Below are 26,576 nucleotides of genomic sequence, written 5' to 3'. Positions count from 1 at the left end.
TCAGCTCCTCTCCGCGGCGGTGTGCAGCAACTCGTGCAGGCGCAGATCCCGTGCCAACGGCCACTGCCAACCGCCGTCGCGCACGGCGGTGGAGAATGCACGCGCCTGGGCGGTGAACGGTGTCGTGTCGACGTCGAACGGCACTGCGGTGGTGGCGCCGGTGGCGGCGTCGAGGCGGGTCAGCGTGCCGCCGGCGCTCTGGCCGAGGGTGTCGACGGCGACGAGTTGCGCGGCGGTGCCGACCACGTCGAGTCGACGGCGGGGGAGTGCGTCGGCGGTGTTGAAGGAGACGTGGGCCTGGAACAGCACTCCGCCGCCGGTCACGCCGGCCAGCAGCGCCCCGTCGTCCACCGGGTAGGGGTGCACCCGCCGCTGGGTGCGGACGGTCAGCTCGACCAGATCCTCGCCGAGCAGCGCGCCGACCAGATCGACACCGTGCGGGGCCAGGTCCACCAGGGCGCCACCGCCGGAGCGGGTGGGATCGACCCGCCAGTTGTCGTGCGGCCGCCCGTCCGGACTCCACCGCTCGGGCAACCAACAGCCGTAGACGATCCGGATCGCTGTCACCGTACCGAGGGCGCCCTCGGCGACGAGGTCGGCGATCCGCCGGTGAGCCGGATGGAACCGCTGGTCGAAGGCGGTGCCGGCGAGTGCGCCACCGGCCGAGTCAACGAGCCGCCGCGCGTCGGACACTGTGGCGGCCAGGGGCTTCTCGCACAGCACCGGAAGCCCGGCCTTGGCCACCGCGGTCACCACATCGGCATGGGTGTGGTTGGGGGTCGCCACGTGTACCGCCTCGACCTCCGGGTGGTCGAGCAACTCGTCCAGGTCGGCAGTGGCGAGCCGTTCGGGGCCGAGCGCAAGGGCGGCGTCCCGGTCCGGGTCGCACGCGACGACGAGCCGGTGCCCGGCGGCGCGGATCGCCGGCGCGACGTGGTCGCGGGCAACCCAGCCGCAGCCGATCACACCCCACCCGACCGTTTCCACGCTCACCACCGCTCGGGCAGGTCGAGCAGGAGGCGACGTCGCACCGCGTCCGGGCCGGGATCGCTCGGCCAGATCGCCGGCAGGTACGTGGCGGCGCGCTCGCCGTACTCCGCCGCCCACCGCGGGTCGGGCCAGCGGCGGGTCCCGTCGTCGTAGAGCGGGTTCGCTTGCAGCGGACTCGTCGACGCGGGCCGCAGCAGCGCCGGGTCGGCCGGCGCGGCGCCGGCGTCGTGGGCCAGGCCGACGGCTTCGGTACGCGCCAGCGCGGCGGGTTCGGCCGGCGCGGGGAGTCGCCCCGCGGCGGTCGCCGCGGTCAGTTCCTCCTCGGCGTACGCGTCGGCGCCCGGCAACAGGGCCGTCCAGCCCTCCGGTGTCAGCGGCAGCCCGGCGCCGCCGGACGGGTGCCGCACGTTGTGCAGGTGACCGAGGAGCACAGCCCCCTGCGGCCCGGCGCAGGCGAGCGCGGCGGCCACCACGGCAGCCTTGTCGGGCAGGAAGTACAGCGCATCATGGCAGGCCACGTGGCGAGGTGCCGTCGCCGTCGCCATCGGCAGGGGCCAGGCGGCGGTCAGGTCGGCGCAGACCAGCGCGACCGGCGCGGCGGGGGGCAACACGAATCGGCGGGCCAGCCACAGCTTGGCGAAGACCACGTCCACTCCGGTCAGGTCCGGGTGGCCGTGGGTCACCAGGTGCCGCAGCAGGTGTCCGGCACCGCAGGCCACGTCGACCACCGGTCTGCCGTTGGGCGGGTGGGCGGCGGTGAGCGCCAGGGCCGCCAACCAGCTCGGGTCGGACCAGCGGTGCAGGAAGTACACCCCGACGCGGCCGAGCCCGAGCAGCGCCACCGCGTCGCGCAGGGTACGGGCGTGCAGCGCGGCCCGGAGGTGTTCCGCCGGTGGCGGCGCGCCGTCCCACCAGTCGTCGGCGTCGGCGAGCAGCGCTACGGCGGCCCGGTCGGGTTCGCCCGCGTCGAGCGCGGCCACCGCCCGTTCCCGCAGGTCGTCCCGGTCCGGCCGCAGCCAGGGAATGGTCTCGACCACCGGCCAGCGGCGTACACCATCGGTGAGGGTGTACGGCGTGTCTGCTCGCAGCGGCGTGCCGTCCGGGCCACACCACGGCGTCACGGTGGCGGCGGGCGCCGCGCGGACGGCGGTCACAGCCCGGCCGCCCGCAGCACTGCCCGGTGGTAGTCGACCACCGGGCCGTCATGAACCAGCGCCAGGTCGACAAGGGCCTGCTCGGCGGTGAACGCGGCGGCACGGGCATGGTGGTGCACCTGAAGGACCCGGTCCAGCACGTCCGCGGCGTGGAAGGTCCGTCCCAGCGGTGTCTCGGCGTCGGCCCGCGCCGCCAGCACCTCGGTGACCCGGGCGGCCAGCAGGTCCGGCAGCTCGGCCAGTTCCCGCTCGGTGAGCCGGTCGATCACCGGTTCCAGGTGTGCGCCGAGCAGCACCTCACCGGCGAATCCCGCGTCGGGGAGCCGGGCGTTGTGGAGGTGGTGAGCCAGGCCGAGCAGGAACGCCTCGGCCGGGTCCGCGCCGGTGTCGTCGGCGAGCAGCGCGCCGTACACGGCGACCGCCCAGCAGTGCTCGGCGTGGTTCTCGGCCGGCTCGACCACCAGCCGTGGCCGTCCGGCGGCGGTGGCGCCGGCGCGTGGCTGCCGGCGCAGGGCCGTCACGAACGACGGGACCGCAACGTTCGACGTTCCGTGCAGGACCAGGTCGGGCAGTGCCGCCCAGATCCGGCGTGCGGTGTCCGGGTGCAACGAGCCGACGACCTCGTCGACGGCGCGACCGAGGACCTCCTCCACCTCCCGGCCGGTCAGGCCGCACGCGCTCAGGGTCGCCGCGTCGACCCCACCCAGTCGTGCCCCGGCCACCGCGGCGGCGCACTCGCGGTCGGCGACGACCGCCGGATCGGCACCGTCGACGAGGGACGCCCAGGCCCGGGAGAATGCCCGTTCGGCCGCCGAACCGTCGGCGTGTGCCACTCGAACCCGTTTGAGGTCCGCCACCTGCCGCAGCGTGGGTGTCACGGCAGCAAGTCGGTCCACCGGTGGTGCGGCCAGGGTGGCGGTCATGCCGGCCCGTCCAGCCAGGCCAGCAGTTCCCGTTCCTGCGCGTGCAGCGCGTGTTCGGGGATTCGACCATCTCGGCTCATCGGGGCCTTGAAGAAGTAGCCAAGTTGCTCCTGTGCGCCATGCTCGCCGCGACGGGCGGCCTCCGCCATGAGCCGAACCAGGTCCAGCACCAGTGGCGCGGCGAGGATCGAGTCCCGGCACAGGAAATCGACCTTGAGCTGCATCCGCTGACCGAGGAAGCCGATGAGGTCGACGTTGTCCCAGGCTTCCTTGGCGTCCCCACGCGGCCGGTAGTAGTCGATCCGGACCACGTGGTCGTCCACGTCGTAGCCGAGGATCTGGTTGAGTACCGAGCCCTTGGTGTCGAGTTTGCTGGCAAGCGACGACGGATCGTCGAGGATCTGCCCGTCCCGGTTGCCCAGGATGTTCGTCGAGTACCAGCCCTCCACGGTCAGCGCGCGGGACCGGAACGCCGGGGCGAGGACGGTCTTGATCAGCGTCTGACCCGTCTTGCCGTCCTTGCCGGCGACCGGTACGCCCTCGCGTTCCGCCAAATCCAACAGCGCGGGCGCGTCGGCACCAAGACTTGGCGTGAAGTTGACGTAGGGACAACCCTCCAGGATCGCCGCGTACGCGTAGAGCAGGCCAGGGGTGATGGCCGGATCGTCGGCGTCCAGCCCGGCCTCGAAACCGGCGAGGCTGCGCAGCACCGGCGACGCCGCATCCGGGCGCGCCTCGGTCGAGGCCAGATTGACCACGACCACCCGTTCCGCACCCTGTGTCGACCTGAACCGACCCAGGTCGGCGCGCAGGTGGGCCACCCGGTCGCGCAGCGGCCCAATTGGCACCACGTTGGCCCCGCTGGCATTGCGGCAGTACGCCGGGTCTGCCACCGCGGGCCAGGGCTGTATCTGCCCGAGCGGCCCGGCGACGGTCTCCAGGTGCGCCGGCTCCACCACCCGATGCAGGTGCGCCGCCTTGGCCAGGTCGTCGGGCGCCAGGTCCCAACCGCCGAAGACCAGTGCCTCGTACGGGACCAGATCGCTGCGGTGCGCCAGAGGCAGCCCCGACATGTCTGTCATGCCCAGTCGCAACAACTCCACCCCGGCTATCGCCGTCGTTGCGACCGCGCCACCCAGACCGACCACCGCGACCCCGATGCGCTGTCCCGCCATGCCGCCTCCTGATTCGACCCGACCGTCCGACCCGAGCCGCCGCGTACCCCGACCGGCACGGATAAGTCATCGATTTGTGTCGTCCCCATGGCTGGGTGCCGATCCGGCGATTCCGCAGGTGGGAGGTCTGCCCTGTGGTCAGGATGCAGATGGGTACGGCACCGCCAGGTCACCCAGGGAGGTCTGCTCGTGAAAGTGCTGATCGCCGGCGGGGCGGGATTCATCGGCAGTACGATCGCCTCGGCCCTGATCGACGCGGGTCACACGCCGGTGGTGCTGGACAGCCTGGTGACCGGGCGACGTGAGTTCTGCCGGGGGCGGTCCTTCCATCTCGGCGACATCGCGGACGCGGACGCCGTGGACGGGCTGTTGACTCGACATCCGGACATCGAGGCTGTGGTGCACTGCGCCGCCCTGATCGCGGTACCGGACTCGGTGGCGCGGCCGGTCGACTACTACCGGGCAAACGTCTCCGCGACCCTGGAGTTCGTCGACCGGCTGCTCGCCCACGGCGTACACCGGTTGATTTTCAGCTCGTCGGCGGCCATCTACCAGCCGGAAGTGGATCTCGGCGTTGACGAGACATCCGCGATGCAAGCCACCAGCCCGTACGCGCAGACCAAGGTGGTGGTGGAACGGATGCTTGCCGACATCGCCGCCAGCAGCCGGCTGCGGGTGCTGTCCCTGCGCTACTTCAATCCGATCGGCGCGGACCCGGCGCTGCGTACCGGTCTCCAGGTCGCCGCCCCATCGCACGCTCTGGGTCGTCTGGTGCAGGCATACCAGGCCGGTGTGCCGTTCTCGGTGAACGGACTGGACTGGCCCACCCGCGACGGTTCGGGCCTGCGCGACTACGTCCACGTCTGGGATCTCGCCGACGCCCACCTCCGGGCGCTGAGCCGCTTCGACGACATCATCACCGACGCGGGTGCTGCGCACACGGCCCTCAACCTGGGCAGCGGCACCGGTACCACCGTGCTGGAACTCGTCTCGGCGTTCAACGCGGTGGTGGATCGTCCGGTGTTGGTCCGCGAGGCACCCCGGCGTGCCGGCGATACCGCCGGCGGCTACACCCGTAGCCGGCGTGCGTGGGAGATGCTGGGGTGGCGGGCGCAGCGCGACCTGCGCACCGGGATCGCCGACTCCCTGGCCTGGCACCACCATCGCGGGCGGGTACTGGCGGACCTGGCGGTACGCAGACGGCAGATGGCGGGTTGACGACTGACGCCAGACACAGCAATGCGCGTGGACACCGTTCAGTGAATCAGGGTCACGGCCGGCGAGCTGCCGGAGGCACCGATAGAGCCCAGGCCTGACGGCGGCGAGGCCGGCGGGGTGCCCGAGGCGGCGTCGGACCCCGTGGCAGGGGCCAGTACTGCCTGCTGGCCGTCCCACCATCGCGAGTGGCTTTCCGAACGCCCGCCCACGACGGCGGCCGGCGGAGTTCCGCCCAGCACCCCGGCCGCAAGGGGCAGACCGGGGTGCTGGGGCGGGTGATCGCTCAGCGCAGCTTGCCGCCAGGGGTGGCGACCTCGCGTACGGCCTGGGCGACAACCGCGTGGTCCTTCTTGAGGATCGCGCCGTGGTTGCTGGCGACCTTGGCGTGGATCTGGATGTTCGGGTTGCGGACGGTCACCGCGTCGAGGCTGGCGCGGATGCGCTCCTGCTCGTCGCCCTTGCTGCCGAAGGACGTTCCCGAGGCGATCACGTACCGCACCGGCACGGTGATGCCGTCGAGCACGGGGCCCAGCACCCGTTCGCGGGAGAACCGGCCCAGCTCGATGTTGCTCTCTGCTTGTTGGGCGGCGGTCATCCGTGGCATCAGGCCGACCGGGCGCAGCAGCGGCGCGAACCAGCGCATGCGCCGGAACAGCTTGCGGATGCGCTCCTCCGTGGCCTCGTCCAGCCAGTCGTGCGGGAACGCGCCGTCGACCAGGACTGCCCCGATGGTTCGGTCCGGGTTGCGGTGGACCCAGTGGGCGGCGACGGCAGCCCCGTACGACCAGCCGACGAGCACCGCCCGCTGGACGCCTCGCGCGGCGAGAACGGCGTCGACGTCCCGCACGGCGGCCTCGAACGAGTAGTCCGCCGACCGTCCCGACTGCCTGCCGCGCGCCCGTTCGTCGTACGTGATGTGCCGCCACCCGTCACCCAGGTCGCCGAGGACGTGCCGCCAGTATCCCTGGGTGGCGAACTGGCCGTTGAGGAAGACCACCGGAACGCCCCCGCCACCGGTGTCGGTGACGGCCAGGGCGGTGTCGTCGACCGGCACCATGCCGGTCCACGGCGAACTGGTCGAGGAATCGTTGGTCGTCGTCATCGTCGTACTCCTTCGTGGGGGTTGGGGGTCAGAGGCTGCGGGCGGTGATGTCGCCCGACGAGGTGGTGGCGTGGATGGTGAGGTCGGCGCTGCCGTTGTTGGCCAGGGCGTTGCTGACGCGGCCGTAGCCGGTGCCGGCGTCCAGCGATGCGGAGACGCCGGCGGCGGCGGCGACCGAGATGTCGCCGAGATCGGTGCGCAGCACGACAGTGCCGCGCGTGGCCTGGGCGACGCGGATGTCGCCCCGCGTGGTGGTGATCTCGGCGGGTCCGTTGAGCCGGCCGACCTCGACGGCGCCGTCGATGGCGGTGAGGCGGACGCTCGCCGCCTCGTCGATCTTGATGCGGCGGTACGCGCCGTTCATGAACAGGTCGCCGAGGCGTCCGACGCCGCGCAGCTCGGCGCTGGCGGCCCGGACCTCGACGCGGGAGTCGGCGGGCAGTTGGACGGTGACCTCCACCGAGCCGCCGGTCCCGAGGAGCTGGTGGGCTGGGGCGGCGGCCGTGACCCGCAGGACACCGTCGGCGTACGCGACGATGGTCTGCTCGGCGGCCCGGGTGTCGCGGCTGCGGCCGGCGTCGGCGGGCCGGACCTCGACGGTGGTGTCCGCACGGTCGGCGGCGATGAGCTGAACGCGCCCGGCGGGGATGTCGAGGATGGCGGCGATGGGGGCGGGGGTGGCGAAGGTCTGCACGGTGTTCTCCGATGCTCGTTCAGGATGTTTCCAACACCGGAAACGCTACGTTGCTTTCTATATGGAGGCAACTGTGATGTTGCATGAGAAGTCAAAACCCGCAGCTAGAGACGGTAAAACCGTTGCAACAACCCTGCGGGTAACGCAATGACAAGGACTGTCGCCGTTGCAATCGAATGATGATGAACGCTATGGTGATGGGGCACGACAGCCACCGCGAGAGCAGCACCGAGGAGATCACCGTGCCGGGAGGCAGGCTCAGCCAGCAGGAACGTCAGCAGATCGCGGCGGGGTTGGCCGACAGCCTCCCGTACGCCGAGATTGCTCGGCGCCTCGACCGTCCGACCTCGACGATCACGCGGGAGGTGCTGCGCAACGGCGGTCCGAACGCCTACCGCGCCGACCTTGCCCACCGTGCCACCGAACGCCGCGCCCGCCGCCGGGTGCCGGCCACCACCCGGACCGGCGAGTCGGTCCCGCAGCCGCACGGCCGGGACGCCGAGGCCGTCGCCGAGTACGAGGAGGTGTTCACCACCGTCCTCATGGCATCGGGCGTCAACAAGATGGGGGCCAGGGTGCTGACCTCCCTGTTCACCACCGACACGGGCAGCCTCACCGCGGCTGAGCTGGCTCGGCGCCTGAACGTCAGCCCGGCGTCCATCTCCAAGGCGATCAGCTTCCTGGAGGGTCAGAGTCTCGTGCGCCGGGAGCGCGACGAGCGCCGCCGCGACCGCTATGTCGTCGACACCGAACTCTTCTACCAGGCGACGATCGCCAGCGCCCGGGCGAACGACCAGTTGTCCGCGACGGCACGCCAGGGCGTCGCCGTCCTCGGTCCGCACACCCCCGCCGCCGCCCGCCTGGAAAACGTCGCCCGCTTCCTCGACTTCATCAGCGAGACCATCACCCGCGCCGCCGAGCAGGCGCGCGATGTCCTGCACACCGATGCGAACGGGCACTGACCCCGCACCGGTCACCAGCCCGCCAAACCGCTCCTTCAGGTCGTTACCGGGAAGTTGGCGCGAAACACGTGGTGTGGATCGTGACGCCGTTTGACGTCGCGCAGCCGCTCGACCACCTGCGGGGAGAAGGCGTCGATGATGGCCTCGCCGGGGTTGAGGAAGCTGAACGGCTTCCGGCCGCTGGTGGGTAGCGCGGCGGCGAGGGCGCGCTGCTTCGCGGTGACTGCTTCGGCGCGAGCCGCGTCTGTGGGCAGCCCGAACAGGTACATGGCGTACGGCTCCGCGAGGGCACCGTGTGGACTGTCCGACGGGCGGGCGAGCGCGCCGCCGAGGTGCCGCAGCTGCAGACTCAGCAGCGGATCGACAGGTTGCTCCAACAGCGTCTTGGCGGTGACGTCGTCCAGCGTGGTCAGGAGTTCGCCCTGGGACAGGCCGGCGCTCGGTTCGGTGGGTTCCGCGGTGATGGATCCGATCTCCGCTACCGACATGGCTCGCCGGCTGTCCGACATCGCCGACGGTAGGTGATCCAGCGGTGCCAGAAGCTCTCGGGCCTCCTTCGCGTCACCGAGAAAAGTGACGTCCAGGGCGACCATCGGCGCGGCACCGGGAAAGTGCAGAAGGTCCAGCCACAGCGTCAGAGCGTCCGGCGCCGTGGCCGTGATATCGCGGAAGCTTTCGAGGACCGCCGGCGCGTGCTCGGCGAGCCACAGCACCCGGCCCCCGTACAGGTTCGGCGCGGGGTGCAGATCGAGCTCCAGGGCGGTGACGATGGCGAAACTGCCACCACCACCGCGCAGTGCCCAGAAGAGGTCGGGTTCGAGGTCCGCCGTGATGTGACGTTCCCGGCCATCGGCGTCAACGATGTCGAACGCCGTCACGTTGTCGGCGATCCAGCCGTGCGCACGACCGAACCAGCTCAGTCCACCGCCGAGCGCGACGCCGGCGACACTGACCACCGGTGAGCTGCCCGGCATACCGGTCAGAGAATGCGCGGCGGCAGCTTCGACAACGGCGTCGACCGGCTGCTCGATGGCGAGGTTCCAGGGGCGGCGCGCGGCATCGAAGCCGCCCTCGCCAGGGAGCCAGACCTGGCCGCGGACGGGGCAGCGCAACGAGCTCAGGGCATTCATTTGTGGTCCTTTCTGAGCAACTGTTTGGTGTCTCCACCCTGCGGCAGGCCCGCGCGATGATCAACGACGAGGTGTGTAACGATCGTGAAGCTGGACTTAACGATCTGGGGGACGCTCGTGCTGGAGCGCAACGAACTGGAGGCGTTTCTCGCCGTCGCCGAGGAACTGCACTTCGGCCGCGCCGCAGCACGGTTGCGGGTCTCCACCGCGCGGGTCAGCCAGACCATCCGCAAGCTGGAACGGCAGGTTGGTGTCGCGTTGTTCGACCGGACGAGCCGCCGGGTCGAGTTGTCCCGGGTGGGGCGCGCGCTGTACGAAGACCTCCGACCGGCGCATGATCAGATCGCCGCGGCGCTGGAGCGGGCGGTCGTGGCCGGCCGTGGGGTCACCGGCATCCTGCGAGTCTGCTTCACCGGCGCCGCCGGCGGCCGGCTGCTGGTCCGCGCCAGCCAGGCGTTCCGGCAGGACCATCCCGAGTGCGACGTGCAGATCCGCGAAGCACAGATAGGCGAGCTCATGCCCTGGCTACGTGGTGGCGACGTGGACCTCGCCCTGGCCACGTTCCCCGTTGACGAGCCCGGCGTGGCCGCCGGCCCGGTCCTGGTATCCGAGGCCCGGTTCCTGGCCGTGCCGGTTGACCACCCACTGGCCCGTCGCGACGCTGTCTCGGTCGAAGACCTGGCCACGGTCACCGTCCTTCAACTGCCTGACACGCTGCCGCGATCCCTGCTCGCCGACCGAACCCCACACACCACCCCGGCCGGACTGCCCATCAAAGCCGGGCAGTCCGCCTCGACGTTCCAGGAGATCCTCGCCCTCGTCGGCGACGGACAGGGCGTCTTTCCCGTCGGTGCCAACGCCAGCCGCTACTACCCACGCCCCGACGTCGCCTACGTGCACCTGCGCGACGCGCCACCCCTGCACTGGGGTCTGCTCTGGCGCACGGACGACGCCACCGCCCGCGTTCGCGCTTTCGCCGAAGCTGTCCACGTCGTTGCCCACCCGTTTAACCAGCCGCAGGGCGGCCTTGATTTCGGCTCTGGCTGGGCAACGTAGCGCGGTTGAGCGAATTCCGTCCGCCGCTGTAGCGGGCGGGGCCACGCCCGGCTACGACGTTTGCCGCGCCTTTGTGACAACTTGCACGAACGCGCGTACCAGGGCGTTCTCTCCCTTCTTGCGCCACACGGGCGCGTAATGCAACACCGGTCCATCGGTGATGGGCAGGAAGGTGATGTCGCCTCGCCGCCGGGTGGAGGCCACATCCGAGCCGATCGGAGAAACCACGCTGCCGCGGGCGATCGCCCTGAACGCCTCTTCGAGAGTGACGATGCCCAGTCCGCGCCGGACGGGCCGTCCGGCCGGCGTGGTGGACGGGGTGTGCGCCTCCCACACGTAGTCGGGAATGGGTCCTTCGGGGTAGACCACCGGATGATCGCCCAGATCCTCCAGATCGACGCTGCCGCGGCCGGCCAGCGGATGGCCGGCGGCGACGGCCAGGACCAGCTCCTCGCGGTGCAGGACCGGCCCGACTGTGAGGTCGGGTTCGCGGATGGGTAGCCAAAGAATCCCGATGTCGACCGAACCGGCCCGCAGCGGCCCGAGCGGATCGGTCGGCAGGACCTCGCGCAGGCGCAGCTCGCACTGCGGGTGCCGCTGCCGAAACAGGTCGAGGGCGGCCTCGAGCGCTTGATACTGGGTGGCCATCGTGCCGATGGTCAGCGTGCCGGCCTGTCCGCGGGCGGTGGCGGTGGCCTCCTCGATGCCGGAGATGATCTCGCTGTAACCGGCGCGGAGGCGGTCGCGTAGCCGCTCGCCGAGCGGGGTGAGCCGAACGGCACGGCTCGTACGCTCGAAGAGGCCCCCGCCGATCCGGCGTTCTTGCTGCTTGATCGACTGACTGACTCGCGACTGGGACACGTGCAGACGCTCGGCTGTGCGACCGAAGTGAAGCTCTTCGGTCAGCGTCAGAAAGATCTCGATATCGCGCAGCTCCACCGGACGGCCCTGTCTCCGATCATCGTGGCCTGGGACTGGGCAGTCTACGGCCGCGGCGAGACCGGGCTGCACGAGCGCGACTCGGAGAGCCTTCCGTCGCAGGTTCTGTCGTCGATCGATCACCGCTGGCTAATGCGGCGATGCGATCTTGAGCGTTGTTCGGCCGGGGCCGCCGGGCGATGGTGGACGCATGAGCGAAAGCGTGATCGACATCGTGGCGGCGCCGGATCATCTCGGGGCCCCACGCTGGCACGCTGTGACGTCGCCCGGTGCGGTGGCCGGGGTCGCTGGCCTGCGTCCGGCCATGTCGTTCGGAGGCGAACTGTCACCGCCGACCGCCCTGCGGCCGGGCACCCTCGAGTTGAGCCTTTGGGTGCAGCCGCAGTGGCGTCGTCGAGGGATCGGATCGCGTCTGCTGGCCGCCGTCGGTGCGTACGCGGTGGGGCAGCGGTTGATCGTGGAGACCGGCCCGGCTTCTGCCGCGCAGTCGTTCTGTGAGCGGCACGGATTTCGGCGCACCGGATCCGGGAGCCATGATCTGCTCACGTACTGCGATGTCCACCATGCCTGGCTGGGTGAGTTGGTCGACGTCGAGCACCCCGGATACCGACTCCGTCACTGGACCGGGGATGCGTGCGGCGCGACCAGCGTGGAGCAACTGCTCCGGCATCCGAGCAGGCCCGGTGCCGCGGTGGTGAGCGCCGCCGAGTCGGACGGCGGCGTGGTCGCCTACGCCCTGGCGACGACGGCTGCACTGCCGCAGCGTCGCGCCCGCCAGTACGGCCCTGCCGTGCTCGTCGGTCATCGCGGCCGGCGGCTGGGGCTGTGGGTCAACGCCGCTCTGCTCACCCGACTGCGCGAGATCCATCCACATGTCGAGGAGATCGAGACCCGCACCGCCGACGAGGACTCCGACATGGCCGCCCTGCGTCGACACCTGGGTTTCCGCCCTCTCGGGCGGCGTCTCCGCTACGAACTCACCCTGCCGTAACCGGCGGCCCCGGCTCCGATCCAGTGGCACGTCCGGGCTGACCTGTGCCCCGATGAAGAGAGGTTTGTGATGAAAGATCCTGTCCGCTCCCGGACATGGGCCGCCCCGGTCGGGAGCCGAGACCCGCCTGGTGATCCCGGGCCGCCACCCGGCGGCCCTTCACGAAGCGAGCGTGACCCCGGCCGGTGTGGGGCCCTTGCGGCGCCGCCTCGGTGAACGTAGCCAACGAGGCGGCGCCGCAACAGGTTGAGTGCGCTCGCGCTCGCCACCTGGCCGTCGCGGCCGGACGGCCGTCGCCGGCATGTCCTTCTCCACCTGCCAGAACAGGGTGTGTCTTGCTCACGTCGCAACTTTCGCTGCACCACATCATCCGCCGCTACGACGAGCGCATCGTGCTGGCCGGCGTGTCCTTCAACGTCAAACCGGGCGAGAAGGTCGGCATCATCGGCGACAACGGCGCCGGGAAGTCGACCCTGTTACGCCTGATCGCCGGGGTGGACCGACCCGACAACGGGGACCTGACGGTCATCGCGCCGGGTGGCGTCGGCTACCTGGCCCAATCGCTGGCGCTGCCGCCACGTGCCTCGGTCCAGGACGCGATCGACCTCTCTCTGGCCGACCTCCGCGAGCTCGAATCGCTGATCATGAAGACCGAGGCCGCACTGAGTGGACTGTCGAGTGCTGAGCTCGTCGCCGGCCTGGACTACTACGCCGGGCTGGTCTCCCGTTACGAAGCACGGGGTGGGTACGGGGCGGACGCCCGGGTGGAGGAGGCGTTGCACCGGTTCGGCCTGCCGAATCTGGACCGGACGCGGGCGCTGGGCACCCTGTCCGGCGGGGAGCGGTCCCGGGTGGCGCTGGCCGCGACGCTGGCCTCTCAACCGGAACTGCTCCTGCTCGATGAGCCGACCAACGACCTCGATGACCAGGCCGTGGGCTGGCTGGAGGCGCGCCTGCGCCAGCACCGCGGCACACTGCTCGCGGTAACCCATGACCGGGAGTTCCTCAGCCAGGTCACCGACACGATCCTGAGCGTCGGTCAGGGCACTGTGACGCGCCACGGCGACGGCTATGACGGGTACCTGACCGCCACGGCCGCCGAACGCCGCCGTCGGCTACAGGAGTACGAGGACTGGCGCGTTGAGGTAGCTCGCAACCACAAGCTCGCTGCCGCCAACGCGTTCCGGCTGGAAGCGATCCCGCGTAAGACGCCGATGGCGAAGTTCGGGCACGGGGCCTTCCGTGCCCGCGGCCGTGATCACGGAGCGATGGGACGCATCCGCAACGCCAAGGAGCGCATCGAGCGTCTCACCGCGAGCCCTGTTACGCCGCCGCCCGACCCGCTGGTGTTCTCGGTCAGCATCACCGGCGTCGACAGGGACGCCCCGGAGACGGTTGCCGAGCTCGCCGAGGTTCGCGTCACCGACCGACTGTCCGTGCCGTACCTGCGGATCGGTGGCACGGACCGGCTTCTGGTCACCGGGCCCAACGGGGCGGGCAAGTCCACCCTCATCCAGGTCCTGGCAGGAGAAGTCCGCCCGGACCATGGGGCGGTACGCACCCGGGGCCGGATCGGTCACCTGCGGCAGCAGATGACGCCGTGGCCGCCGGACCTGACCGTGTTGGAAGCGTTCGCCGGCGGGCCGGCCGGTGACCCGGACGAACTGCTGTCGCTGGGCCTGTTTCGGCCGACTAACCTGCGGTTGCGGGTGCGGGAACTGTCGTACGGACAACTCCGCAGGCTCGAAGTGGCCCGCCTGGTCAGCAAGCCGGTCGACCTGCTGCTGCTGGACGAGCCGACCAATCACCTCAGCCCTGCTCTGGTCGAGGAGTTGGAGCAGGCGCTGGTCGACTACCCGGGCGCGGTGGTCGTCGTCACCCACGACCGCCGAATGCGGGCTCGCTTCGCCGGCACGCACCTACAGCTACGTGCCGGCCACGTGCAACAACTCAGCGAGCCGACCCACTGACGGCGGCACCCGCCGCGACGGCGGTGCCCGGGACGCGAAGAACCTCACAGGGGAACGGAGAGTAATGGAGACTGACGTCATCATCGTGGGCGCCGGGCCGGCGGGCTTGATGTTGGCCGGGGAACTGCGCCTGGCCGGAGCCCGAACGGTGGTGCTGGAGCGCCACCCGCAGCCGCGAGACATCCCGAAGGCCAGCGGCCTCGGCGGGCGGGTCCTGGACCTGCTGCGCCACCGGGGAATTCTGGAGCGATTCGAGGAGGCCAGCGGCAATCCTCGGGTCGCCCCTCGATTTCCGTTCGGCACTCTGCACCTGGACTTCACGCACCTGGCGGATCCGCCGATGCGGGCGATGCCGATTCCGCAGCGGAAGGTCGAGCGACTGCTCGAGGAACGCGCGCGGGAACTCGGCGCCGATATCCGGCGTGGACACGACGTGGTCGGGGTGACCCAGGACGATGCCACGGTGACCGCGGACGTGCGTGGACCGAACGGGCCCGACCGAGTGACCGCTCGATACCTGGTCGGTTGCGACGGTGGACGCAGCCGGGTCCGCGACCTCGCGGGGATCGCGTTCCCCGGCGTGACCTACCCGGAGGTCAACAGGCTGGGCCAGGTCACCGTGCCCGACTCGGTGACGGTGCTCGACAACGGCGACATCGACGTTCCCGGGCTGGGCCGGATCCGCGCGGGATTCACCCGGACGGACCGCGGGGTGTTCGCGTTCGCGATCACCGCAGGCGTCCTGTTCATGCAGATCACCGAGGACGAGACCACCGAGTACGACGACGACGAACCGCTGACCCTGACCGAACTCGCCGAGAGCGCTCGCCGTGTGCTCGGCGCGGACCTCCCCCTGGGGGAACCGATCCGGCTGTCGCGCTACACGTTCAAGGATCGGCAGGCCGAACGCTACCGCCACGGGCGGATCATGCTGGCCGGCGACGCAGCCCACCTGTTCCCCGCCACCGGTACGGCACTCACCGTCGGCATGCTCGACACGGTCAACCTCGCCTGGAAGCTGGGCGCCGACATCCACGGCTGGGCGCCGGCCGGCCTGCTGGACACCTACCACGACGAGCGCCACCTCGCCGGCGCACGCGCACAGCTGCAGACCCGAGCCCAAGCGGCCATGAGACGCGGACACGACCCGGCCGCCGAAGCGCTCCGGCAGGTCTTCCAGGAACTGGTCATCGACGAGCCGGCGCTGCGCCGGATGGGAGCACTCGTCGCCCATGCCGACGTCCGCTACCCGATGCCGGGTGCCGGCCACCACGCCTTGGCCGGCCCCTTCGTACCCGACCTCACCCTGCACACCGATCGGGGCATCACCAGCGTCGCGGAACTCATGCACACCGCACGGCCCGTCCTCCTCGACCTTGCCGACCGCCCCGACCTGCGCCAGATCGCCGGAGACTGGATGGCTCGCGTCGACATCCGCACCGCGAAGACCGACACCCCGCCAGCAGACGCCCTCCTGATCCGCCCCGACGGGCACGTCGCCTGGGCCGCGACGCTCGACGAACCCACCGTCACCGCTGGGGCGACGCTGCGAGACGCGCTCTCGCGCTGGTTCGGCACACCGCCCACCAACGGGGGCGCGCCAGCTGCCGCCGCGTACGGCTGCTCGATCGGGCCGGCGTCGTGACGGTGGTACAGACGCGGGTGCGGGGACATCTGGAGGTGCGGATACCGGCGTCGATCGCGCTGCTTCACCCGGCACCGCGCGGGCAGATCGAAGGAGGTGCGAGGTGACGTCGGACCTGCGGAGGTTGCCGGCCGGGTTCGGGCGGCTGTGGGCGGCGCAGACGGTGTCCTCGCTCGGTGACGGGGTGTCACATGCGGCGCTGCCGCTGCTCGCGTTGATGGTGACGCGGGACCCGATGGCGCTCGCCGTCGTCACGGCCGGCGGGACACTGCCGTGGCTGCTCTTCGGGGTGCTCGGCGGTGCGCTGGTGGACCGCTGGGACCGCCGACGCACGATGTGGGTCACGGACGCGGCGCGTGCGGTGCTGCTCGCGATACCGGCCGCAGCGGCCGCGTTCGACGTGCTGAGTATTCCGCTGCTCGCGGCCGTCGCCTTCCTGCTCGGCCTCGGCGGACTCTTCTTCGACACCGCCACCAGCGCCTACCTGCCGGATCTGCTCGGCCGCGACCCCGCACTCCTGGAGCGAGCCAACTCTCGCCTGCGTGGCGCGCAGACCGCCATGTCCGGCTTCGCGGGGCCACCCGCCGGGAGCGCTCTGCTCGCGCTCGGGCGCGCGGTTCCACTGTTCGTCGACGCGGTGTCGTTCGCGCTCTCCGCACTGCTCGTACGGTCGCTGCCCGCCATGCCGCGGCCTGTGCCGGAGATTCGCGAGTCGCTGCTTCGGCAGGCGCGGGCCGGAGCCTCGTACGTCTTCCGGGACCGGTTGCTGCTCGGGCTCGCCTTGCGCCCGGCGGTCGGGAACGTCGCCTTCCTCGCGGTGGGCACCGTCCTCGCTCTCTTCGCGCACGATCGCCTCGGCATCGGCACGTACGGTTTCGGCCTGCTCCTCACGGCAGAAGCAACCGGCGGCCTGCTCGGCGCCGGCATCGCCTCTTACCTTGGCCGGCGACTCGGCACCGGCACCGCACTGACCTGCACAGCCGCGGCCGAAGGACTCGCCGTCCTGGGCCTGGCCGCGGCCCCGAACCCGTACGTGGCCGGGCTGGCGCTCGCGGTCTGTGGAACCGGGATGGGCGCCACGATGGTGCTCGCACCCTCCCTGCGGCAGGCGATTGTTCCAGCCGCCCTGATGGGCCGCGTCGCCTCCACCTCGCGCATGTTGGCCGTGTGCGCCGCCCCGTTCGGGGCCTTTCTCGGCGGCTGGCTGGCCACCACCTTCGACGTGCGCACTCCGCTCTACGCCGCCGCCGGTCTCCTCCTCGCCATGACCGCCCTCACGTCGACCATGACCAGCAACCGCCGAGTCGAGGCGGCATTCCGTGGCTTTGCCGATCACAAGAGCCCGACCCAGGACAGCCGTCCCGCCGACGCGGTCGCTGCCTGATCGGCGTACCTACCAGCTCCGACGTCACGACTGCCGGAAAGGCAACAGATGCTCTACTCGACCGCACACGTCGTCACCGAACGCCCCCACCGCTACCTCAAACAGCTGGTTTCACACATGGGGCGCAAGGTGCCCACCGAACTCAGCGAGGAACGCGGGTCTATCAGGTTCAGCCGCGGCGGATGCCTGCTCGTGGCCTCGGCCGAACACCTCGACCTGATCGTCAGAGCCGGCGCGGCGGACGACATCGCCGCGGTGGCGGACACCATCACCCGCCACCTGCTGCGATTCGCGACCAGGAACCCGCTCACCGTCGACTGGCGGCCCCTGGTCCGACCCGCCACAACCGAGGACGACACCGCTCTCCTCACCCTGGACCGAGCGGCGTGGACGGCCGGATCGGAAATCCCCTCCACCCGCGCCGAGGAGCGAACGGCCTACTTCAACGAACGACGAAAGCCCGAAACTCACCTGGTCGCCGCGCTCGGCGGCCAGATCGTCGGCACCGTGAGCACCCACCGGACGACCCCGCTCCCGGAAGGGGCCCACGTCTTCGGCCTGTGGAACCTGATGGTGGCCGAGCAAGCCCGCCGTATGAACATCGCCTCGGCCCTGCTCTCGGCCGCCGAACGCCTTGCCGGCGCACAGGGTGCGAAGAAAGTCGGACTGCGCGTCCTCGGAACCAACACCGGCGCCATCCGGCTCTACGAACAGCACGGTTACGCCGTCGAAGGCCGACACATCGACGAATTCCTGATCGACGGCACCTACGTCGACGACATCAGCCTGGGCAAGTTGTTGGTACCGGGCCTCCACGTTTGTCCTCCAGGTCAGAGCGGGAGTGGCGTCCCGAGCTGGCGCTAGGTGATGACCCGGGCGCGGTGGTGGCGGGCCGCCGGCCGAGCAGGATGGTCGCTCACCTCGAACTCCCGCCGAAATGGGACCGGGCGGTGGCGTGCCGGGCGCAGGGACCTGAGCGAGAATGGGCCAGTTCGAACCGCAACCCCTGGAAGGACCCTCCCTTGGCCGGTGGACTCGTAGCCCTGCTGGATGACGTGGCGGTGCTGGCCCGGGCCGCTGCCGCGTCGATCGATGACATCGGGGCGGCCGCCGCCAAGGCCGGCGCCAAGGCTGCGGGCGTCGTCGTCGACGATGCCGCCGTCACGCCGCAGTACGTGCGGAGCCTGGCGGCCGAGCGTGAGTTGCCGATCATCAAGCGCATTGCCGTGGGGTCGCTGCGCAACAAGTTCCTCATCATCCTGCCGGCGGTGCTGCTGCTCAGTCAGTTCGTGCCCTGGCTGCTCACCCCGATCCTCATGCTCGGCGGCGCCTACCTCTGTTACGAAGGCGCAGAGAAGGTGTGGGCCAAGATCGCCCATCACGGTGCCTCCGGCGCGGGCGAGGAACAGGTGCAGGACGAGACGACACTGGTGTCCGGGGCGGTACGAACCGACCTGATCCTCTCGGCGGAGATCATGGTCATCAGCCTCAACGAGGTGATCGATGAGGCGTTCTGGTCCCGCCTGGTGATCCTGGCTGTCGTCGCCGTCGTCATAACCGTTCTGGTGTACGGCGTGGTGGCTCTGATCGTCAAGATGGACGACGCCGGGCTGCGCCTGTCGCAACGGTCGGGCGCCGTCGCCACGTTCGGCCGTGGTCTGGTGAGGGCGATGCCGGCGGTCCTCACCGTGCTGACGGTGGTCGGCACCGCGGCGATGCTGTGGGTGGGTGGGCACATCCTGCTGCTAGGCACGAACGAGCTGAACCTGCACTTCCTGTACGAGGCCGTGCACCATGTGGAGGTCGCCGCCCACGACGCCGCGGGTGTTCTCGGCGGGCTCGTCGGCTGGCTCGTCAACACGGTGGCCAGCGCGATCCTCGGGCTGATCGTCGGAGCGTTTGTCGTGCTGGTCGTGACTCTCACGCTCCACCGCCGCACATCCAAGGCTGTGGCTGCGGGGGCCGCGACTCGTCCTGACGGCACCATCCCCGGGCAGCCGAGCCGTGCAGCTCAGCGTCGTGACGCTCCGGCGGACCGAGCGCCACGCGGTTGACCGCAGGATCACCGCAACTCGACCACGGGGGGTCAGGCGCTCTGGTGATGAACCGCGCATGGTAGTGCTTCGTCAGGGACCGCCGTGCGGGCCGACGAACACGATCACGACGTCGCCGGGCTGCGCCGGACGATGTCGGCCTTCACGCCAGCGGCCCGAAGGATCTGCTCGGCCCGGCGGACCGCCACGTCGCGCGTCGGCTGCAACAGCCGCCGCGGCGGGTCGCCGAAGGTGTCGTTCGTCGTGAACGGCGGGCGGCGCCCCCTGTGTCGGTAAGGCGGCCACGGAGCGAGTCGGCCGGCGGGCCGTTAGGGCGTGTGTCAAAGCCCCTGGCCGGCCTGCGGCGGGCCCGAACGACGGCCGGCGGCGTTGGATGAGAGGCACCCTCGAAGGCCTCGCCGCGTACCGCGTGCTCGCCGCGGAGCACGACCCGCCCAGTCCGCCCCCTCAGCGGTAGGGCGGGGGACTCGCGCCCGCAGGGGCGAACGACTGGTGAATCGGGGTGGGTGAAGACATCGTTTCCGGCCCGTTCAGCGGCGGCGAGCAGGTGAGAGGTTGCAGGATCTTGGCGAGCAGGTTCTGGCGGCCGGAGGTGTGGGCGTAGCAATCAGGGGTGGCCAGCGCCGTCGACACTCGCGGTAGCGATCGAAGATGGCGGCGTGGGCGCGACCTGCCTCGACCGGGCGGATGTAGCTGAGCATTGTGGCACTGTCGATCACAGCGGCGTCGCCGTTGCGTCGGCCGTTCTCCTTCGCGCTCGGCCATGCCGAGAGGTGCTCGACGGCCGCGTCGACGAGCAGTTCGTGGCTCATGCCGCGGCCTGGGGATGCGTAGAGTTGTCGTCGCGTAGCAGTATGACGCTGTGGAACACCTACGGATCAGGGCACTTGCACCGGATGCCGAAGACGAGCTGCGATTCCTGTACGAGTGGCTACTCGACGCGCCCGAGCTGCGCGGCCGCGTGACCATGGAACAGTCCCCGCCGCCGCCCGGCAGACTGGGGCCCGTTCTGGAGGCGCTGCTGGTCGCCCTCGGGCCGGGCGGCGCGGTCGCGGCCATGACGGTTGCCGTGATCTCCTGGCTGCGCCACCGCACCTCGGACGTGACGATCCGGGTCACCTCGGCTGACGGCGGCGAGGTGGAGGTGTCGGCGTTCCGGGTACGCAAGTTGGACGAGGCGGCCGTGCGTGACGAGGTCGACCGGTTGACCCGGCTGTTGGGGCGGGAGTTGCCTCCCGACCCGCCGCCGCAGTGACAGACCTGGCCGGTGCCGGCGTACGGATACTGCTGATCGGCACCGCAGGACACGAGGGGCCGACGCTGACCCCGGTGCCGGCGGCGGCTCGGAGCGTGATGGCGCTGCGCCAACGGCTCCTCGATCGCTGCGGCGTCCGTCCGGACCGGCTGCGCCTGCTGGTCGACCCACCCGACGCGGCGACCATGGCCGCCGCGATCGCCGAGGCCGCCCGGGCCGCTGACAGCGTCCTGCTCGTCTATTACGTCGGCCACGGTCTACTCGGTCCCGGCGGTGAACTGTACCTCGCGGCCACCGGCACGGATCGGCTGGTTCCCGGGCTCGCCGCTCACCAGGCTCTGTCGGTGGCCGCCATTCGGGAGGCCGTCACGTCGTGCCCGGCCGCTGCGGTCGTGGTGGTCCTGGACTGCTGCTTCGCCGGCCGTGCCCTGGCTGGGTCGGGTGTGCGGCGCAGTCCAGAGCTGGCGTTCACTCTGCCGGCCACGCATGGGATCTACTGGCTCGGGTCGGCTCACGGGTACGCGTCCGCGCCGGCCGACGAGGAGTACACGGCCTTCACAGGTTCGCTGATCGACCTGCTGGACCGGGGCGATCCGCGCGCGCCCCGACAGCTCACCCTTGACGCCGTCTATGACCATCTCTTCCGGACCATGCGGGCGCGGAGCCATCCGCTGCCGCAGCGGCAGGCCGGCGACCGCAGTGGCGAGCTGGTGTTCGCACCGAATCTCGTGCAGCCGGCGCCGCCCGAGCCGGATGATCCGGCGCTGCGGGAACCGGAGCCGGGCCGCTGCCCGTACCCTGGTCTGGCCGCCTTTGGCATCGAGGACGCGGACCTGTTCCGGGGACGGGAGCGGGTCGTCGACCGCCTGGTCGCCGTGGCCAGCGGCGCGCTCGCCGCCCGCCAACCGGTGGTGGTGGTCGGCCCATCGGGCGCCGGCAAGACGTCACTGCTGCACGCCGGGCTGTTGGCCCGGCTGCAGTGGGGGGCGCCCGAGCTGCCTGGCTGCGGAGGATCGCCGTGGATCGTGCTGACGCCGCAGGAGCACCCGTTGGAAGCCCTGGCCGCCCGGCTGGCCCCGGCCGAGGCGGATGCGGCCGACCGGATCAGGCGGGACCCGGCTGTTGCTGCGGCGCTGGTCGAGGCGCTACCGCGGCCCCGGCCGGAGGCGCGGCTGGTGCTCGTGGTGGACCAGCTCGAACGGCTGTTCACCCTCGGGCCAGACGAGGTGGAGCAGGTCGCGTTCCTCACGGCCCTCGCGGCAATCGCGGACGCTCCCGGCAATGCCGGTTCGGCGCTGGTTGTGCTCGCCCTGCGCGCCGATCTGTACGGGCGGGCCGCCGCCCATCCGGTGCTGGCCCAGGCGCTGTCGGACCATCAGTTCATCCTGGGGCCGATGGAGTTCGCCGATCTGCGCGCCGCCATCGAGCAGCCGGCCGCCGCGACGGGGTGGGTCCTGGACGACGGCTTGGCGGACCTGGTCCTGCACGAGCTGGGCGCGAGCTCGTTTCGCCAGCCGCACGCCGGCATGCTCCCGCTGCTCGCCCACACCCTCTGGGCGACCTGGCAGCGGCGGCAGGGCACCCGGCTGACCGTCGCCGGTTACCGGGCCACGGGCGGCGTTGCCCAAGCCCTCGCCGTCACGGCCGATCAGACGTACACGGCACTCGACGACGCCGGACGCGAGGCGACCCGTTGGATGCTGCCCCGGCTGGTCCACATCGACGACGAGGCGATGGATACGGCCCGCCCCGTCGACCGGGGCGCGCTGCTGCACGGGGTGCCCGGGGGCCTCGCCGCGGACCTGGCGCTCGCCCGGTTCGCCGAGGCCCGGTTGGTCACCCTCGACCGGGACACCGTACGGATCAGCCATGAGGCGCTGCTGCACGGCTGGCCTTTGCTATGGGGATGGATCGACGCCGACCGGGACTGGCTACGTACCCGTCAGCAGTTGACCGCCGACGCGGAAGGCTGGCGGCGCTCGGGCCGGGACCCGTCGCTGCTCTACCGTGGCACCAGACTCGGGGCGGTGCGCGAGCGGGCGGCGGCGACCCCGCAGGCGGTGGAGCTTCCCCCGGCGCTGGCGGAGTTCCTCGCCGCGTCCCGCCGGTACGAGGAGCGTGCCGCCCGTGCGCGGCGGGCAGTGGTAGCCGGCCTGGTGGTGCTGCTACTGCTGGCGGTGACCGGTGGCGTCGGCGCGCTGGCCTTCCAGCGGCGGGCGGCTGACCAGCGCGACATCGCCCTGACGAGACTCCTCGTGTCCGAGGCAGAGAGCCAGCGGGAGAGCCAGCCAGGGCTGTCCAAGCAGCTTGCGTTGATCGCCTACGGCGTCGACAGCTCGATTGGCGCGGGAGCGGTCTACGCGGCCCAGGAGACGCCCGGCGTGTTCAACGCCGAGCAGCCCGCGCACGACCTCGCGCTCGGCGGCGACGGATCCGTGCTGGCCCTGTCCACGGGCCGGCAACTGCTGCTCCGTGGGCTGACCGACGGCCGCCGGAGCGAGGTCACCGACCTGAACGACAAACAGGTCGGCGCAATCGCACTGGCAGCGGACGGCGGGCTGCTCGCCGCGTCGCTGTACGACGAGCCGGCCAAGGGCGAGGTCGTCGCGATCTGGCGGCTGACCGATCCGGCCACCGTCACCAGAGTCGCGGTTCAACCGGTGCCGGAGTCCACCGTCAACGCCTTGGCGGTCAGCCGGGACGGCCGGCTGCTCGCCGCTGCGCTCGGTTCCGGGCGGATCGCGCTGTGGCGGCTCGCCTCAGCCGGGGCGCCGACCCGGCTACCCGACCTGGTCGCCCACCCGAGATGGGCCGACTCGCTGGCGTTCAGCCCGGACAGCCGGACACTGGCCAGCGCGGGCGACGACGGCAAGCTGAAAATGTGGTCCGTCGCCGATCCCGCTCGCCTCACCCTGCTGTCGCAGGTGCCGGCGGCGCCGGTGCGCCGGAACCCGGCGGACACCAGCGACCAGGATTTTGACAAACGGGTGTGGACCCGCCGGGTCGCCTTCGATGCCGCCGGTCGTTACCTGGTCGCGCCCAGCGGCGACGACCCGGCGAAGTCCGCCGTCTGGGACGTGCGCCCGCCCGATCGCCCCCGGCGGCTCGCGATAGCAGGCGGACTCTCGAGCGAGGAGATCGTCGGGCTCACATTCGGCGCGGGTGACCAGGTGGTGGCTGTCGGGAGCCGAAACGGAACCCGCCTCTACCGGTTCGTTGCCCCGAATTCCGGCCGGCCGGCCCAGTATGTGGCGGCGGGCCGGGTCAAGGCGTCGGTCGGCGCCGCCCCGGCTTTGCGCCGTTCTCCGGCCGGCTGGCAACTGCTCCAGGCCACGGGCAACGGCGTACAGGTCTGGGACGCCGCGAACCCGTGGCGGCCGGGGACACGGATGAGTCTGGCGGAGACGCCGGGCGGCTTCCGCACGTCTACGGCTTTCAGCCGCTCGGATCCCAGCCTCATCGCGCTCGCCGGTGCCCCCGGGACCCAGGTGTGGCGGATCGGCGAGGACTCGCCCGTCACACTGCTCGGGCAGATCCCCGGCGTCGGCCCGGCGCAGGGCGGCGGCCTGGCGCTCAGACCGGACGGCACCCTTATGGCGACTGTCGAGCCAGTGGGGAAGCTCGTCGCCGTGCAACTGCGGCGCACCGAAAGCCTGCTGGCCGATCCGGTCGCCACCATCACCGACCTCGACAACGGCGCGATCGAGATGAGGTTCAGCCCTGACGGACGGCTGCTCGCCGTGGTAGACAACGCGGAGTTCAGTTCCAGCATCACCAGGCCGCCCTCCGTGAAGCTGTTCGACATCACCGATCCCGTCCGCCCGCAACGAATCGCGTCGCTGCCCGGCCAGGTCTGGGACACCAGCTTTTCCCCAAACGGCAGACTGCTCGCGGGTTTCGGCAACAACGCTCTCCTAACATGGGATCTCTCCGACCCACGTCGGCCGATGGTCGGCCCCGTGCGGCAGTTGACCGCCCGGTCCATCCTCGCCAACGGTGCCTTCAGCCCCGACGGTCGGCTGCTGATGGCCGGCGACACCACCGGAACGCTGTGGACCTGGCGGGTCGATGCCGACCGGCTCGTCGACCCGCCGTCGGTGGTTCGCACGGGCGGCGCGCCGCATGGTCTGGAGTTCAGTCCGAATGGTCTGACGATCGCGTTCGAGACGGAGGTCGCCGGGGTGAGCCGCGTGGAGCTGTGGAACGTCGCCGACCCGGGCCGGCCGGTCCTGCGCGGTGCTTTCGCGTTTGAAGAGACCAGCCTGGGCGACGTTGAGCTCGTTTTCACCCCGGACGGCCGGCAACTCACCGTCAACAGCGGCGATGGCCGCGTCGACTTCTGGGACGTGGATCCGGCGCGGGCGGTTGGGCGGATCTGCGCCAGCGTCGGCGACCCGATCAGCCCCGAGCAATGGGCCCGCTACGTGCCGAGCCTGCCGTACCGGCCGCCCTGCGACTGACGGAAACGCGCCACGGCCGGGCCGGCGATCGGCGCAGCAGCGGCGTGCCCTGAACGACGGTAAGGAGCCGTTGGTCGCCGGGTCACGGCGCCCCCGGCGACCGGGTCCACGTCGACATCAAGAAACCCGGCAACATCCCTGACGGCGGCGGCCACCGCGTCCACGGCCGCGCTGACGGCCAAGCCGGCGACGCGCCCCAGTTCGAAGCGGTCATGAACGCCATCGCGGCGCCTCGTCGACGACCCGGGCGCCCACGGCGACACCGTGGTGTGGGACGCAGGCACTACCCGGCCCTTGTGCGGGACGGATGCCCCTTGACAGACCACTTGCATTTTGCAAGCATGGCCCGCATGAGCCTCTTCATCACCTGCCCGGTCGAGAGCGTCGAGCGCGCAACCGCCTTCTACACGGCCCTCGGCTGGACCCTGAACACCGAGATGTCCGACCACAATGTGTCGTGCTTCGCGATCGCGCCCGAGCAGTACGTCATGCTCGGCAGCCGCGAGATGTACGCGAGCGTCGGCGGAGTCGAAGAGCTGGTCGGTGGACCTGACACGCCCTCGAAGGTCACGGTCTCGTTCAACCTGGGCAGCCGCGAGGCGGTCGACGAGCTGGTTGACCGCGCCGGCGCGGCCGGCGGGCGGATCGGTGACACCGACGACTACCCCTTCATGTACCAGCGCCAATTCGACGACCCCGACGGCTACCACTACTCACCGTTCTGGATGAAGGCGGACGCCGATCCGACCGCGTGAGCGACCTCGCCGCGGCCCTCGACATCGTCGGAGCACGGTGGGCCCTTCTCATCGTGGAACGGCTGCTCGACGGGCCACAACGCTACGGCGATCTGCAGCGCGACCTCGGTGCTCCGACGAACATGCTCGCGACACGCCTGCGCGAGCTGGAAGCGGCTGGCGTGCTGTTCCGCCTGCCCCTTCGACACAACACGCGGGCCTATGCGCTCACCGATCGCGGGCTCGCCCTGCGCGAGGCGATCGTCGCACTCGGCGACTGGGGCAGGAACGATGCCTAGGAACCAGCTGTCGCATCACGGTTTGGTCCAGAGCAAGATCCCCGCGAGGGTGGGTACGGCCTGGTCCTGCACCGCGAGTGACGTCTGATGCGAACCCGTGTGGTCACGCACCGAGCGAGACGCCATCACTCCACGTCAACCCAAGAATCTCGGGGCGTGTCGTTGACGTTCTGCCCAGAAGCCGATCGTGCGACGTCGCCACTGTCCGCCTGTTGGCGAACTCGACGAACTCCCTCCGGCTGGACAGGTGGAAATAGACGTTGAGCCGCCGAAGCTCTGCGAAGGTCAGCCCGGGGCCGCGTCGGTACCGGTGTCCGGAATAGACCCGGACGTCCTCGGAGACCTCCTGGTTCCAACCGCCGCACACTGTCGTAGAGGTCTGTGGCGGAGCCTCCATCGAAGTGCGTGAAACCTATGCCTTCGGGAAACAGCGTGTCGCCA

The 26,576-nt window shown here is 70.9% G+C and carries 22 protein-coding genes; 13 read left to right on the top strand and 9 right to left on the bottom strand.

Annotated elements, in window-relative coordinates:
* From O7634_RS30020 to O7634_RS30005, 4 genes are read right to left on the bottom strand one after another with little or no spacing between them, the layout of a single operon-like run.
* Positions 1-987: a Gfo/Idh/MocA family oxidoreductase gene (locus O7634_RS30020; protein WP_278153504.1), complete on the bottom strand. Its 987-nt coding sequence runs from the start codon at positions 985-987 to the stop codon at positions 1-3.
* Positions 988-989: 2 nt separating this feature from the next.
* Positions 990-2,144, bottom strand: a complete 1,155-nt coding sequence (locus tag O7634_RS30015; RefSeq protein ID WP_278153503.1) for a class I SAM-dependent methyltransferase — start codon at positions 2,142-2,144, stop codon at positions 990-992.
* Complete coding sequence (locus O7634_RS30010; RefSeq protein ID WP_278153502.1) at positions 2,141-3,067, bottom strand: HD domain-containing protein; 927 nt, start codon at positions 3,065-3,067, stop codon at positions 2,141-2,143. The genes O7634_RS30015 and O7634_RS30010 overlap by 4 nt, the downstream gene beginning before the upstream one ends.
* A complete protein-coding gene (locus tag O7634_RS30005; RefSeq protein ID WP_278153501.1) occupies positions 3,064-4,242 on the bottom strand; it encodes an inositol-3-phosphate synthase in 1,179 nt (392 codons plus the stop codon). Before O7634_RS30005 ends, O7634_RS30010 begins: the two co-directional genes overlap by 4 nt.
* Before the next feature lie 189 nt (positions 4,243-4,431).
* Here O7634_RS30005 and galE point away from each other — a divergent pair, with 189 nt between their 5' ends.
* Complete coding sequence (gene galE, locus O7634_RS30000; RefSeq protein WP_278153500.1) at positions 4,432-5,460, top strand: UDP-glucose 4-epimerase GalE; 1,029 nt, start codon at positions 4,432-4,434, stop codon at positions 5,458-5,460.
* Between the two features lie 283 nt (positions 5,461-5,743).
* Here galE and O7634_RS29995 read toward each other — a convergent pair whose 3' ends face one another.
* On the bottom strand, positions 5,744-6,562 hold the full coding sequence (locus tag O7634_RS29995; RefSeq protein WP_278153499.1) for an alpha/beta hydrolase: 819 nt from the start codon (positions 6,560-6,562) through the stop codon (positions 5,744-5,746).
* 28 nt (positions 6,563-6,590) lie between these two features.
* Positions 6,591-7,256, bottom strand: coding sequence for a DUF4097 family beta strand repeat-containing protein (locus O7634_RS29990; RefSeq protein ID WP_278153498.1), 666 nt, complete (start codon positions 7,254-7,256; stop codon positions 6,591-6,593).
* Between the two features lie 242 nt (positions 7,257-7,498).
* Here O7634_RS29990 and O7634_RS29985 point away from each other — a divergent pair, with 242 nt between their 5' ends.
* Positions 7,499-8,218: a helix-turn-helix domain-containing protein gene (locus O7634_RS29985; RefSeq protein WP_278154115.1), complete on the top strand. Its 720-nt coding sequence runs from the start codon at positions 7,499-7,501 to the stop codon at positions 8,216-8,218.
* Positions 8,219-8,253: 35 nt separating this feature from the next.
* Here O7634_RS29985 and O7634_RS29980 read toward each other — a convergent pair whose 3' ends face one another.
* Positions 8,254-9,348, bottom strand: coding sequence for an FAD-binding protein (locus tag O7634_RS29980; protein ID WP_278153497.1), 1,095 nt, complete (start codon positions 9,346-9,348; stop codon positions 8,254-8,256).
* 84 nt (positions 9,349-9,432) lie between these two features.
* Between O7634_RS29980 and O7634_RS29975 the strand changes: the two genes are divergently transcribed.
* Positions 9,433-10,404, top strand: a complete 972-nt coding sequence (locus tag O7634_RS29975; protein ID WP_278153496.1) for a LysR substrate-binding domain-containing protein — start codon at positions 9,433-9,435, stop codon at positions 10,402-10,404.
* Positions 10,405-10,455: 51 nt separating this feature from the next.
* On the opposite strand, the gene O7634_RS29970 is transcribed toward O7634_RS29975, so the two are convergent.
* The gene (locus O7634_RS29970; protein ID WP_278153495.1) at positions 10,456-11,343 is read right to left on the bottom strand and encodes a LysR family transcriptional regulator; all 888 of its coding nucleotides are present in this window, start codon (positions 11,341-11,343) and stop codon (positions 10,456-10,458) included.
* A gap of 190 nt (positions 11,344-11,533) precedes the next feature.
* Here O7634_RS29970 and O7634_RS29965 point away from each other — a divergent pair, with 190 nt between their 5' ends.
* The 6 genes from O7634_RS29965 (at position 11,534) to O7634_RS29940 (ending at position 19,387) form a co-directional block, all read left to right on the top strand.
* Positions 11,534-12,334 (top strand): GNAT family N-acetyltransferase, encoded by an 801-nt coding sequence (locus tag O7634_RS29965; RefSeq protein WP_278153494.1) that lies wholly within the window; start codon positions 11,534-11,536, stop codon positions 12,332-12,334.
* A 335-nt stretch (positions 12,335-12,669) separates the two neighbouring features.
* The gene (locus O7634_RS29960) at positions 12,670-14,304 is read left to right on the top strand and encodes a TlrC/CarA/OleB/SrmB family ABC-F type ribosomal protection protein (RefSeq protein ID WP_278153493.1); all 1,635 of its coding nucleotides are present in this window, start codon (positions 12,670-12,672) and stop codon (positions 14,302-14,304) included.
* 64 nt (positions 14,305-14,368) lie between these two features.
* A complete protein-coding gene (locus tag O7634_RS29955; protein ID WP_278153492.1) occupies positions 14,369-15,949 on the top strand; it encodes an FAD-dependent monooxygenase in 1,581 nt (526 codons plus the stop codon).
* Between the two features lie 103 nt (positions 15,950-16,052).
* Positions 16,053-17,333 (top strand): MFS transporter, encoded by a 1,281-nt coding sequence (locus O7634_RS29950; protein ID WP_278153491.1) that lies wholly within the window; start codon positions 16,053-16,055, stop codon positions 17,331-17,333.
* 48 nt (positions 17,334-17,381) lie between these two features.
* Positions 17,382-18,197 carry a GNAT family N-acetyltransferase gene (locus O7634_RS29945; RefSeq protein WP_278153490.1) on the top strand — a complete coding sequence of 272 codons (816 nt, stop codon included), beginning with the start codon at positions 17,382-17,384 and terminating at the stop codon, positions 18,195-18,197.
* Between the two features lie 158 nt (positions 18,198-18,355).
* On the top strand, positions 18,356-19,387 hold the full coding sequence (locus O7634_RS29940) for a DUF808 domain-containing protein (protein ID WP_278153489.1): 1,032 nt from the start codon (positions 18,356-18,358) through the stop codon (positions 19,385-19,387).
* A gap of 530 nt (positions 19,388-19,917) precedes the next feature.
* On the opposite strand, the gene O7634_RS29935 is transcribed toward O7634_RS29940, so the two are convergent.
* Positions 19,918-20,199: a hypothetical protein gene (locus O7634_RS29935; protein ID WP_278153488.1), complete on the bottom strand. Its 282-nt coding sequence runs from the start codon at positions 20,197-20,199 to the stop codon at positions 19,918-19,920.
* 50 nt (positions 20,200-20,249) lie between these two features.
* Here O7634_RS29935 and O7634_RS29930 point away from each other — a divergent pair, with 50 nt between their 5' ends.
* The 4 genes from O7634_RS29930 (at position 20,250) to O7634_RS29915 (ending at position 26,135) form a co-directional block, all read left to right on the top strand.
* Complete coding sequence (locus O7634_RS29930; RefSeq protein ID WP_278153487.1) at positions 20,250-20,642, top strand: hypothetical protein; 393 nt, start codon at positions 20,250-20,252, stop codon at positions 20,640-20,642.
* Positions 20,639-25,102, top strand: coding sequence for an AAA family ATPase (locus O7634_RS29925; protein ID WP_278153486.1), 4,464 nt, complete (start codon positions 20,639-20,641; stop codon positions 25,100-25,102). Before O7634_RS29930 ends, O7634_RS29925 begins: the two co-directional genes overlap by 4 nt.
* A 314-nt stretch (positions 25,103-25,416) precedes the next feature.
* Positions 25,417-25,857: a VOC family protein gene (locus O7634_RS29920; protein ID WP_278153485.1), complete on the top strand. Its 441-nt coding sequence runs from the start codon at positions 25,417-25,419 to the stop codon at positions 25,855-25,857.
* Positions 25,854-26,135: a helix-turn-helix domain-containing protein gene (locus O7634_RS29915; RefSeq protein ID WP_278153484.1), complete on the top strand. Its 282-nt coding sequence runs from the start codon at positions 25,854-25,856 to the stop codon at positions 26,133-26,135. Before O7634_RS29920 ends, O7634_RS29915 begins: the two co-directional genes overlap by 4 nt.
* Positions 26,136-26,576: the final 441 nt, after the last annotated feature.

This window comes from Micromonospora sp. WMMD1120 (assembly GCF_029626235.1).
Lineage (GTDB): Bacteria > Actinomycetota > Actinomycetes > Mycobacteriales > Micromonosporaceae > Micromonospora.
This window is presented reverse-complemented; position numbering and strand designations above follow the sequence as displayed.